12 protein-coding genes are annotated in these 11,674 nt (G+C 41.2%); 4 read left to right on the forward strand and 8 right to left on the reverse strand.

What is annotated here, in order from left to right; all coding sequences use genetic code 11:
* Positions 1-7 precede the first annotated feature (7 nt).
* From cobA to AC5JL8_RS10050, 4 genes are all read right to left on the reverse strand, one after another.
* Entirely contained in the window at positions 8-1,621 is a 1,614-nt protein-coding gene (gene cobA, locus AC5JL8_RS10035; protein ID WP_495879638.1) for a uroporphyrinogen-III C-methyltransferase, read from the reverse strand.
* Between the two features lie 31 nt (positions 1,622-1,652).
* Positions 1,653-2,126 carry a tetratricopeptide repeat protein gene (locus AC5JL8_RS10040; protein WP_495879639.1) on the reverse strand — a complete coding sequence of 158 codons (474 nt, stop codon included), beginning with the start codon at positions 2,124-2,126 and terminating at the stop codon, positions 1,653-1,655.
* A gap of 4 nt (positions 2,127-2,130) precedes the next feature.
* On the reverse strand, positions 2,131-3,063 hold the full coding sequence (locus AC5JL8_RS10045) for a homogentisate phytyltransferase (RefSeq protein ID WP_495879640.1): 933 nt from the start codon (positions 3,061-3,063) through the stop codon (positions 2,131-2,133).
* Between the two features lie 80 nt (positions 3,064-3,143).
* Entirely contained in the window at positions 3,144-3,986 is an 843-nt protein-coding gene (locus AC5JL8_RS10050; protein WP_495879641.1) for a methyltransferase domain-containing protein, read from the reverse strand.
* A gap of 151 nt (positions 3,987-4,137) precedes the next feature.
* Here AC5JL8_RS10050 and AC5JL8_RS10055 point away from each other — a divergent pair, with 151 nt between their 5' ends.
* Both AC5JL8_RS10055 and AC5JL8_RS10060 read left to right on the forward strand, forming a co-directional pair.
* Complete coding sequence (locus AC5JL8_RS10055; protein WP_495879690.1) at positions 4,138-5,472, forward strand: TrkH family potassium uptake protein; 1,335 nt, start codon at positions 4,138-4,140, stop codon at positions 5,470-5,472.
* Positions 5,473-5,625: 153 nt separating this feature from the next.
* Positions 5,626-6,321 carry a potassium channel family protein gene (locus tag AC5JL8_RS10060; RefSeq protein ID WP_495879642.1) on the forward strand — a complete coding sequence of 232 codons (696 nt, stop codon included), beginning with the start codon at positions 5,626-5,628 and terminating at the stop codon, positions 6,319-6,321.
* A 214-nt stretch (positions 6,322-6,535) separates the two neighbouring features.
* On the opposite strand, the gene AC5JL8_RS10065 is transcribed toward AC5JL8_RS10060, so the two are convergent.
* Positions 6,536-7,693, reverse strand: coding sequence for a tetratricopeptide repeat protein (locus AC5JL8_RS10065; RefSeq protein WP_495879643.1), 1,158 nt, complete (start codon positions 7,691-7,693; stop codon positions 6,536-6,538).
* 140 nt (positions 7,694-7,833) lie between these two features.
* Positions 7,834-9,075: a tRNA preQ1(34) S-adenosylmethionine ribosyltransferase-isomerase QueA gene (gene queA / locus AC5JL8_RS10070; RefSeq protein ID WP_495879644.1), complete on the reverse strand. Its 1,242-nt coding sequence runs from the start codon at positions 9,073-9,075 to the stop codon at positions 7,834-7,836.
* 239 nt (positions 9,076-9,314) lie between these two features.
* Here queA and AC5JL8_RS10075 point away from each other — a divergent pair, with 239 nt between their 5' ends.
* Entirely contained in the window at positions 9,315-9,704 is a 390-nt protein-coding gene (locus AC5JL8_RS10075) for a hypothetical protein (protein ID WP_495879645.1), read from the forward strand.
* An 84-nt stretch (positions 9,705-9,788) separates the two neighbouring features.
* On the opposite strand, the gene AC5JL8_RS10080 is transcribed toward AC5JL8_RS10075, so the two are convergent.
* A complete protein-coding gene (locus tag AC5JL8_RS10080; protein ID WP_495879646.1) occupies positions 9,789-10,295 on the reverse strand; it encodes a YraN family protein in 507 nt (168 codons plus the stop codon).
* A gap of 14 nt (positions 10,296-10,309) precedes the next feature.
* Here AC5JL8_RS10080 and AC5JL8_RS10085 point away from each other — a divergent pair, with 14 nt between their 5' ends.
* On the forward strand, positions 10,310-10,819 hold the full coding sequence (locus tag AC5JL8_RS10085; protein ID WP_495879647.1) for a pentapeptide repeat-containing protein: 510 nt from the start codon (positions 10,310-10,312) through the stop codon (positions 10,817-10,819).
* A 242-nt stretch (positions 10,820-11,061) separates the two neighbouring features.
* Here AC5JL8_RS10085 and AC5JL8_RS10090 read toward each other — a convergent pair whose 3' ends face one another.
* Positions 11,062-11,322 carry a hypothetical protein gene (locus AC5JL8_RS10090; protein WP_495879648.1) on the reverse strand — a complete coding sequence of 87 codons (261 nt, stop codon included), beginning with the start codon at positions 11,320-11,322 and terminating at the stop codon, positions 11,062-11,064.
* Positions 11,323-11,674: the final 352 nt, after the last annotated feature.

The following is an 11,674-nucleotide window of genomic DNA, read 5'->3' on the forward strand; positions in this document are numbered from 1 at the left end:
GTGTGAGTTAATAATTGTTTGCCCATTTAATTAGTGCTTGAGTTAATCCATCTAAAGTATATTCTTCAGCTTCTACATCCACGCGTCCGATTAAGGCTTGACAAGTTTTTGAGGTTTGGGGCCCGATAGAGGCAATACAAACTCCTTCTAAGGTATCTGCAACTACAGATGATTGATTAACGTTGGAGTAGTTAGAGAAGATGTTAGTTACAAGTTCACAGAAAAATTGCACAGTTTTAGAACTGGCAAAGGTAATTATATCCACCTCGTGATTTTGCAGCGCTAACTGTGCGGATTGTGGAATAGTTTTAGGGCAGCAAGATTGATATGCAGCAACTTCTATAACTTCTGCTCCCTTGGCAGTTAATTCTTTAATTAAAACTTCTCGTCCGCCGCTTTCAACTCTGGGAAATAAAACCTTTTTCTGTGCAAGTTCTTCTCTTAAGTTTTCTGCTAAAGCATCTGCAACAAAGTTGGCGGGAATAAAATCAGGTTTTAACCCGTGTTTTTTGAGACTTTGGGCTGTTTTTTCACCAACAACAGCAATTTTAATGCCAGCCAAGCTACGAGCATCTTTACCCTGTGCGGTTAATCGGTCAAAAAAGTAGTCTACACCATTGGTAGAGGTCAGAATTAACCAGTCGAAGTTGGATAAATTAGCGATCGCATGATCCAAAGCTTCCCAACTAGAAGGCGGGCCAATTTCTAAGGTAGGCATTTCAATGACAGTTGCGCCTGAAGCAGTGAGGCGATCGCTAAATTGGCTCGACTGTCCAACTGAACGTGTGACTAAAATTGTTTTACCAGCAAGAGGTGTGAAAGTTGGAGAGAGTTTGCTATCCACAGTTTGAAGGTGAGGAGTTGTAAATTTTAGAGAATCGTTTAAATATATATTCTCAGGTTGTAAGAACTTATGCAGCCCAACAACTTCACCAATTACAATTACCACCGGGGATAGAGATATACCAGCCGTTTGTTCCAGAATATTACTTAGTTGGGCTGTCCAGATTTGTTGATTAGGAGTTCCTGCCCAACGGATAATCGCAATGGGTGTGGAGCGCGATCGCCCTTGCCGCAACAACCGATGTACAATCTCTTCTAGGTGTTGTCCTCCCATCAATATTACTAGGGTTTCTAAGCGTGACAGCGCTTCCCAATCTAAGACATCTGGTTCATGGGCTGTCAACACTGCAAAACAGCGACTCATCACCGGATCTGTTAGGGGAATTCCTGCAAGTAGCGGTGCTGCTAGGGCCGAAGAAATTCCTGGTACTACTTCAAATGCACACCCAGCAGCTTTCAATGCTTCAATTTCGGAAGTACAGCGTCCAAAAATAAACGGATCGCCTGACTTTAGCCTGATAACTTGTTTTCCTTGTTGGCAGTACTTAATCAGTAACTTGTTAATCTCAGCTTGGCTGGTGCTAGGTTTACCGCCACGTTTACCAACATCAAGTTTTAGACAATCAGATGGTACACACTGCAACAATTGAGCATCTACTAGGGCATCGTAGACCAATACCTGAGTTTTACTCAAGAGATTGTAAGCTTTTACCGTCAGGTATGCCACATCTCCTGGCCCAGCACCTACTAAGTAAACTGTACCCTTTTGTTCACTCATAGCTGAGATTTATTGCTTGATTTATCAGATTCTAGAATTGACTTGACTTCGCACTCATTTTATCTAATAGATGACTGATTCTCTTAGCCTGTTCGGGTTGACGTTGTTTCTGCAATAAATCTTTAGCTAGTTGCAGATTAATTTTGGCTTCTTCTGGCTGATTTAGCTGCATCAAAATATTTGCTAAACGCAAGTATGCTTGAGGGTTTTTCGGACTACGACGAATTACATCCTCAAACCATATCGTTGCTTCATCTACTTTACCTTGTTCTCTTAAAACATCTCCTAACAGTAAGCGAACTACATCATTAGTAGAATTTAAAGAAATGACTTTGCGAAAAGCTGCTTCTGCACCTTGATAGTCTTTTTGCTGATAAAGATTGATACCTTTTTGAAAAAAGTTTGAGGTAATCAAAGTTTTAGCAGCGAAATAAACAAGCAGAGCAATACTGGCAACTACTACAGCAATGGCAAAAAAATCAGTTGGTTGAAACGTTTCTAGCATTGTTCTAAGCCAAAAGACAGGCAACAGGAAAAATTAGATATTCGATGAAGAAAAGTTTCCAGATAAATTGGTAGAAACGAGCGATCGCACTTTTATCTTGCAAGTCTACAGCCCAACTTTGCAACCACATCCAAACCAACACCACTAAATGAGTAATTACTAAAAATAGTGGATTAACTGAAGCCAGACGCAGTACACCAACTAAAATCATTCCCACGTAACAGGAAGTTAGCACCCAAAGCGCAAGATTAAAGACTGCTTGTGCCCCAAGTTGGATAGTCAAAGTATTGATATTGTAGCGGATATCTCCTGCCATATCAGGGATATCTTTAAAGATAGCGATCGCAAATGTAAATACTAAAATAAATAACGTCAGTACCCACACGGGAGCCGGAATTGATCGGTTCTGTTGCGATAGCCAACTAAAGTGCAAAAATAGCCCTAAATTAACAATAGTCCCTCGTACTGAAAAAATACAGAATGCTGCCCAAAAAGGAAACCGCTTCAAACGAATTGGTGGTAAAGAATAAGCAGTACCAATCGCCAAACTAATAGCCACCATTCCGAATAAAAACGGCCCAGTTAACCATGCCACAACTAGTGCCAAAATACCCGTAATCGCAACAATTAATTGTCCTTGTAACTTAGAAAATTCTCCTGCTGCTAGCGGTAAATGAGGCTTATTAATCTTGTCAATCTCAATATCCTCTAGTTGATTCAGCCCCACAATATAAACATTGCCACATAGACAAGCAATCCAAGGCCCTAAAAGTGGTAATAAGGAATAATTACGATTGCCAACAGCTTCGGCAATTAAATACAAAGCCAAAACACTCAAACTCGTGCCAATAATTGTATGTGGACGAGAAAATTTCCAAAAAGCATAAAGCCAGCTACCTGTAAGATTAGGAGACTTTTGCTTAGAAAACTGATTCATGATAATTCTGAATGCATTTTAAATTTTGAATTTTGGATGAACAAAGTATTAGCAATGAGGCATATTCTTCACCCAGTTTCTTATTTATTGCCGCACAATAACCCAAACCGAATCAAGCCACGCTGATAACCTCGACGCATCAACCCTAGCGACAACGCCCCAACAATAGTAGACCATCCCGAATTGAGTAATCCCCAAATTGCTTGGGGAGTAAAGGCTGAGTCAATTACAAAATCCCAAAACGGGGCAACAGCGGTTGACCAATCAGCAGTGCGAATATTTTTTAATGAAAGTTGAGTGGCGATCGCAGCATACTCTGGCAACGAAATCACATAAGGTAAACAATATACCCGATAAATGTCTTGCAGATGCTTTTGTTCATCAGCTGTTAGTGGTGAGTCCTCAATCGGGCGATGGCACCAAGTAACCATAATCAACTTGCCACCAGGTTTTAGCACTCGGTAGCACTCTTGCATAAACTTGGTTTTATCTGGCATATGTTCGCCACTTTCCAAAGACCAAACTAGGTCAAAAGTATCGTCATCAAAAGGCATTGCTTGAGCATCTGCCACCAAGAATTGACTTCTAGCACTCAAATTAGCCTCATAAGCACGTTCTTTGGCTCTAGCAGCTTGTACTGGGCTAAGAGTAATCCCTGTTGCCCTAGCATGAAATTTTTCTGCCAAGTACAGAGAACTACCACCAATACCACAGCCCACATCCAAAATATTCTCTGCTGTTACCGCCCCTGCCCAATTAAGTAGTTCTTCGATTAAATCAATTTGCGCCTGACGACGATCTTTTTTCTGAGTTCCATTTGGCCCGTAGTAGCCGTGATGCATATGTTCGCCCCAAATCTGTTCCCACAGACCAGAGGAAGCATCGTAAAACTGCTGAATTTGTTGGTACAATGTTGTGCTCATGAAGAAAGCAGTATAAAAACAAAGCAAAATTCAAATAAACCTACTCGTTAGGCTACCATGTGTGTTTTTAATTAAATAAGGATGTTTTTGCTTCCAGGGCGGGTAAACTTTGTCTACTCTCCCTGGAAAAGTTTATAAATCTTACTTTGGTATGACGGCTTCTCGCACAGTTTGCTTAGGTTTTTTGGCTCTCATCACCGTAGGAACCATCCTACTGATGATGCCTTTTGCAACTAGTAGTGGTAATTGGAATGACCCAATTGTGGCGTTGTTTACCTCAACATCTGCCGTTTGTGTTACCGGATTATCTGTAGTTGATCCTGGTACTTATTTTTCCTTTTGGGGGCAGTTGTTTATCGCACTGTTAGTGCAGATTGGGGGATTGGGCTATATGACAACCACCACCTTTCTGATTCTGCTTATTGGACGCAAGTTTGACTTACGGCAAAAAATCGCAATTCAACAATCTTTAGACCGTCCGGGAATCAGCGGTAGTGCCCAAGTTATTCGCTCAATCATTGCCACTACACTAATTTTTGAAATCACTGGAATATTTTTACTACTGCCAGCTTTCGTACCCGATCACGGTTGGTCTCAAGGACTATGGTTAGCGATTTTTCATAGCATTAATTCTTGGAACAATGCTGGTTTTAGTTTGTTTAAAGATAATTTGATTGGTTATCAGTCATCTGCACTCGTAGTATTTACAGTTACAGGACTGATTATCTTTGGGGGCATTGGTTATCAAGTAATTTTAGAAACTTATCTTTGGTTACGCGATCGCCTGCTCAAAAAAACAACTTGTCAAATATTTTCGCTAGATTTTAAAGTGGCAATAAGCACGACTTTAATCCTTTTATTTGTTGGGGTAATTGCATTTTTATGTATCGAGTTCAGAAACCCAGGAACCTTTGGTAACTTGAGTTTGCGTGACCAGTTATTATTAGCTTGGTTTCAAGGAGTTACTCCTAGAACTGCTGGTTTTAACACTATTGATATTGGCAAAATGACAACTGCTGGCTTATTTATTACGATTGCACTAATGTTTATTGGTGCAAGTCCCGGTGGTACTGGGGGTGGGATGAAAACTACAACCCTGAGAGTTCTCACAAGTTGTACACAAGCAATCCTTCAGGGAAAAGAAGAAGTTTTATTATATGATCGCAAAATAGCAATACCTTTAATTTTAAAAGCTGTTGGTGTATTGGTCGGTTCTGTGGCAACCGTGATTTTTGCAACAATTTTAATTGCCCTCACAGATCCCAAATTAGATTTTATTAAAATTCTGTTTGAAGTAGTATCAGCCTTTGCTACAGTGGGTCTTTCCACAGGTATTACGGGAACTGTCTCTGTAGGAGCAAAGCTAATATTAATCGCCACAATGTATATTGGAAGAGTTGGCATTTTACTTCTCATGTCTGCCATATTAGGAGACCCCCGTCCCAGCAGAATTCATTATCCTGAAGAAAACTTATTAGTGGGATAGTCAAAGGACATAATATAGATGGGAAGGATACCTTACTTAGTAATGAATAAACTGATAAAATTTAGATTATCTGGCAAAAAGTAGAATTTTTAATTAATTGTCTAAAACCTTTTTTTGCCTCAGATACAGGGAGCGCTAATAAGGATAAAAATTGTGAACTTGTCAGCATTAGGTTTTTTTCGCAGTTTACGTCAAGATAACCAACAATTTGCTGTAATTGGATTAGGTCGTTTTGGTCGATCTGTCTGTTCTACATTGCACAGATTAGGCTACGAAGTGCTAGCAACAGATATTGATGAAAAGCGAGTATCAGAAGCATTGACCGAACAGATAGTTGGTCATGCTTTACAACTCGATTCAACAGAATCTGCTGCACTGAAAGAAGCGGGAATTTTTGAATTTGATACGGTGATTGTAGCAATTGGCAACTATGTTCAGGAAAGTATCATTACTACCCTAAATGTCAAAGAAGCTGGTGTACCCCATGTAGTTGCCAAAGCGTCTAGCGAAGTTCACCAAAAGTTATTGAAACGGGTGGGAGCAGATCATGTTGTTTTTCCTGAATACGAAGCAGGTTGCGCTCTAGCACGTACACTGACTAAACCGTCAATTCTAGAGCGATTTGACCTCGATCCCGATAACAGTATCGTAGAATTAATTGTGCCTGATGAATTTCACGGTAAAACAATCACAGAACTCCAACTGCGTAACCGCTATGGGTTGAATTTACTAGCGGTAAGTCACGATGGTAAATTCCTAATTAATCCCGACCCCACCAAGCGTTTAGAACGTGGTTCAGCGATGGTAGTTATTGGTCATAACAAAGATATTAATCGCTTGCCAATTTAGTCGAGATTATCAACTATGAAAAAACGGCTCTGTTTGTGTTTGTTTTAGTTGTTTATTACAATGCTGTCGTGTCTATAAATTGCAACATGAGCATTTTATGTAAAAGCTGCAAATCTTCTTCTTTACCCCTCTACCGTCTCAATGTGCAACTTAAAAACACAACAGCTTACTAAAGACATGAAATTTAGCATCTATACCACTCCAGACTATTGCCTTAACGGGGACTCATTGAAGTTGGACGTGGTTCTGTAGAGATTGGCACATAGCTAGGTTCTACTGGCGTTTCTGGAGAGATTTCCGGTTGATTTGGCTTCTGTGACTCATTTTCCGTTGCTGCATTATTTGTAGAGCTTGGAGCCTGGGATGGGGTAGATGTTTGACTGACTTTAGGTTGTTGAGATGCTGCTTTTTGGGCAATTTGCTGGGCAATTTGCTGCATTAGCTGCTCAGTTTTTTCAACTTGCTCTATGCTACCTTGCTCCCGATACTCATTGCGGGCGCGTTTTAATGCACTGCTGGCTGTTTTGAGATCGCCTTGATTATATAAAGTTACTCCCAAATTATAATAAGCTGAAGCATTCTTGGGATTATGACGAATAGCTTGCTGGTAAACGGCAATAGCCTCAGATGGTTTACCTTGAATTGCCATCAAACTTCCCAAGTTGTTGTAGGCTATGGCATTATCAGGATTGATTTGCAAGGCTTGTTGGTAAGTAGCGATCGCTTCTTGTATTTGACCTTGCTGTTGCAAGGCGATCGCTAAGTTATAGTAAGCATTTGAATTTCTAGTATCTATATTTACTACTTGCTGAAAAGCAGCGATCGCTTCCTGTAGCTGTCCTTGCTCATATAGTGCCAAGCCTAAGTTATACTGGGCTGCTGTCATTCTCGGATCTATCGCCAAACTCTGACGATAAGCAGTAATCGCTGCCTCTTTTTGACCTTGACGATGCAACGCTAACCCTAAATTGTAATAAGCTTCGCCAGAGTTAGGATTTATCCTAATCGCCTCTGCATATTCTTGCACGGCTACATCCAAACGATTTTCCTGTAAGAGGATATTGCCTAGATAACTCCTTGCTATTCCAAGGTTGGCGTCTCGCCGTAAAGCTTCACGAAAAGCATATTCTGCCCCCTGGAAGTCTTGGCGGTGATAGCGCATAACTCCCTGCTGGAAAAAGCTAGCTGCTTCCAAATCCTGAGTGACAACATTCTGAGCCAATAGCTTGCTTCCTGGTAAATTAATTATTGCCGGTGCAGCTAATACCAAAAATGCAGCGGAAGTAGAGAGAAGCCGCCGATAAGAACTTCGGTGCGGCGCTACCTTGGCGAAACTGCAAAACCACTGACGAAGGTGATATTTTTCAGACATGAGTGGCAGGCCTATACTTATTGTTAAATCCCTATAAGTCAGAGTACCCACCACAACATGAAAAATTAAAACTTCAAAGTTAAAGTTTTTTCTGGGGCATGGGGCATTGGGCATTGGGAACTAGTATTTTTACTCAGCACTCACAACTTACCACTCACATAGTTTTTCGCTTCTGGCAAAATTAGCATTGCATCACCAAAAGAATAGAAGCGATATCGAGAAGCGATCGCTTGTTGGTAAATATTTAACAACCTCTGTCTACCGATCAAAGCACTCACCAGCATCAGCAAACTGGAGCGTGGCAGGTGAAAATTAGTAATTAGACCATCCACCACCCGCCATTTGTAACCAGGATAGATAAATAAATTTGTCTTACCACAAAATGGTTGTAAATGTCCTGATTGAGCCGCCCCTTCCAAAGCACGTACTGCCGTTGTACCTACAGCGATAATTCGACCGCCAGATGCTTTGGTAGCGGAGATTTGCTCTACTGTTGAGGCTGGCACTTCTATCCATTCTTCATGCATCTGATGGTTAGTTACGTCTTCTACTTCCACAGGGCGAAAAGTTCCGACGCCAACATGCAGCGTTATAAAAGTTTGATTAATTCCGCGATCGCGTAACTTTTCTAATAATTGTGGGGTAAAGTGTAACCCTGCCGTTGGCGCTGCGATCGCTCCTAAATGTTTGGCGTAAACTGTCTGATACTGTTCGTCAACAGCTTCCGATGCAGTAATATAGGGCGGTAAAGGTACTTCACCAAATACCTCTAACAGTTGTACCAAAGACAGTCCCTCTGGCACATCAAATTGCAACAGACGCCCGCCAGTTGCCTTGTCTGTTTCTAGCACTGTAGCCGTTAGTTGAGCGCCCAGTTGTGAGTGCTGAGTCAGAAAGTCTGTTTCTACCTCCCCTGCTCCCTGCCCCCTGCTCCCCTGCTCCCTCTCCCTGCCCCCTGCTCCCTTAGCGTTAAAAATCAGCTTTGCTCCCCGTTTAAAGCGTTTTCCTGGTTTAACTAAGGCTAACCAACAGTTATACTCTCGTTCCTCTAACAGCAAAACCTCGATTTCAGCACCAGTAGATTTATGACCATACAGGCGTGCTGGCATAACTCTAGTATTATTCATTACCAGCAAATCTCCAGGCAGTAATAGCTCTGGTAAATCACGGAAAATGTGATGTAGAGGTGCTGTTGTGTTGCCTGTACTTTGAGAATTTACCACCAGTAAGCGGGAACTATCTCTAGGAACTACTGGGTTTTGAGCAATTAGTTCTGGCGGAAGTTCGTAGTTATACCCAGTTAATGAACAATCTAGTTGAACATTTTCTACTCTTAGGTTAGAGTTTTGGTTCACGTTGGGTTGTGTTGGTTGTTGCTCCATTTAAATTGATACTGCCTTCTTGAAGCCGATGTGAGCTTTCCTTACTAAGGGAACTTTCAGGGATGATTGCTAAATTTCATCCCTAGATTTTGATATGGGTACTAATAGGTAACACTGAAATACTATATAAAAATTGGGTAAACCTCCCCATCTAAAATGGAGGGCTTTTACCCTACCGGGAACTACTGTTTATTGACGAATATAGATATGTAGGATTGGCTTTGATCCCAAGCACCAACATGGAATATTTGTATTACCTGGCAAATGCCAGCCTAACTCTGAGGGTTGTTCAACACCTGCACGCCAGACCCCAGATGCCTGTTTCGTTCGTCACCGTAATTCATCAAATAGATGGCTGGGTGGTTAGGATCAAACTCAAAGGTCAAGTTTCGCCCCAGGTTGATGGTGACTTTCGCGCTTTTCTAAACGAATTAGGAATTAGCTACGAGCCACCAATGCGGGTACAAATGGCCCTTTGGAGTTTGGAAGCAGGACAATGTCCTGTAGACGTAATGCGTCGCTACCAAGTAGCTATAGTCTCTCATGGTAGCCCAGAAAGAGATGAAATTGAGGCATTCCGGCAACAGTTTGTTCGAGGATTGGGCTACTGTCCTGAAACACTAGCGTAATCACCTTTGGTATTAATACTGCTTCATAATAATTGGTAGTTGGTTATTAGGAATTAAGATATTTTATCTCTTACTAGTGGCCAATTACGCATTATCATCTACAGAGTCGAAAGCAGCTGGAATGTATTCTTGTAATTGGAACTCATAACCACCGACTAATGAACTAGCTAAAACTTCCTGGGTAAATGTTGCCCCAGTGAAGTTTTTTGATATTTTGTGACAGTAGACAATAGCAACATCAAATCGGCATGGATAATCTGCCTTTTGGGGGTAATTAGCTAAAAACATTCCAGCTGTGCGCCAAAGTTTTGTTTGTTTTTGACGAGTGATTGCGCTTCTTCCCCCACCATCCCAATTGCCTGCGCTACGAGTTTTAACTTCCACAAATGCTAGTGTAGAGTGCTGAGTCGAAGATAAGTTGCCTTTTGCCTCTGTGCTTCCATCATATTGAGCCACAATATCGATTTCTCCCCAACGGCAAGAAAACCGACGGTGCAGAATCAACCAACCTGTAGATTGCAACCATTGTGCTACTAGGTCTTCACCAAGGTCACCAATGTCGGGATAATGAGATGGAGGAGGTTTCGCCATTGGCTAAAAATAGCATGAATAACAAATTAAGTGTTCGCATTTGGGCAAGCATACTCAGTGTATTGCTTTGGGGATTAGTTGGGATTACAGCAATGATAGGTTGTGTTCCCACAGCTTTGGCGCTGGAATACAATAAAGAAATTTTGATAGAAGCTGATTTTGTAGGAAGAGATTTAACAGACTCTAGTTTTACAAAAGCGAATCTCAAAAAGAGCAACTTCAGTCACGCCAATTTACAGGGTGTCAGCTTTTTTGCTGCAAATCTAGAGTCGGCAAATTTTGAGGCAGCTGATCTCTCGAATGCGACTTTAGATTCAGCTCGCTTCATCAAAGCCAATTTAACAAATGCGGTGTTGGAGGGTGCGTTTGCTGCTAATGCTAAATTTGATGGCGCGATCGTTGATGGCGCAGATTTTACCGATGTGCTGCTGCGTCCGGATGAGCAAAAAAAGCTGTGCCAGGTTGCTAAAGGTACTAATCCCACTACAGGAAGAGATACCCGTGATACGTTATTTTGCCCTTAAGCTTTAGTTTTTAAGAGGTTGGTGGGGCGGGGCTGGAGCGATCGCCCACTTATTTTTCCGTATTTTCAAACCTTACTCAGTATGTCACCTATCGCTATATGTCTGTAATTTTACTTATACAACCGTTTCTCTTGAATGTTGCTACACATGGGTAGCAGTGCAGAATGATTTTTAGCTTGATTTTAATGAATAGGTTGTTAAGACTGCGTTATCGGTTTCGGCAAATTTTGGTGATAGATAGTCTACTCAACTTGCTTAAACTTCATTAAAAGTGGATTCAAGTGTTTATAACTCTTGTGTTTTAGCAACCACGCTGTGCAAACTTCTTTGACTAGTTCTGTCTCTTCTGGGGTCAAAAGCTCATTTGGCTTTTCAGAAGCTATGATTTTAGCCGCTTGTACTGCTTCTTCATAATTTACACCATGTCTGATGAGTTCTGAGTGGTATACCCGCTCTTTCTCCTCAATAGATGTTAAAAAAGAGCCGAAATTTTTTTGATGCATTAGCTGGCCAAGATTAAGAGTAGCTTAAACTATCTTGTTTACATTTCGAGTTGGCTCACACCTATCTGTAGGATGGTAAGTATTTATATCTTTAGATAGATGAATTAGAAATAAAAGTATTAATAGCTAATACAGCAAGCTTTACAGGCGAGTTGGCAGATTTTTGTAACTCATTAATCAACCGCCAGAAACTGTCAACGCCTATCAAATTGCATCGGTTCAAGAAAAATTCTGCAATTGATATGTAGCACAATACGGTTCAGATAAGAGTTGATCCTCCCTAACCCTCCTTAAAAAGGAGGGAATTAAGCCCCCCTTTTTCTAAGGGGGGTTGGGGGGATCTTCTGGAATC

It is taken from the genome of Mojavia sp., from assembly GCF_059505145.1.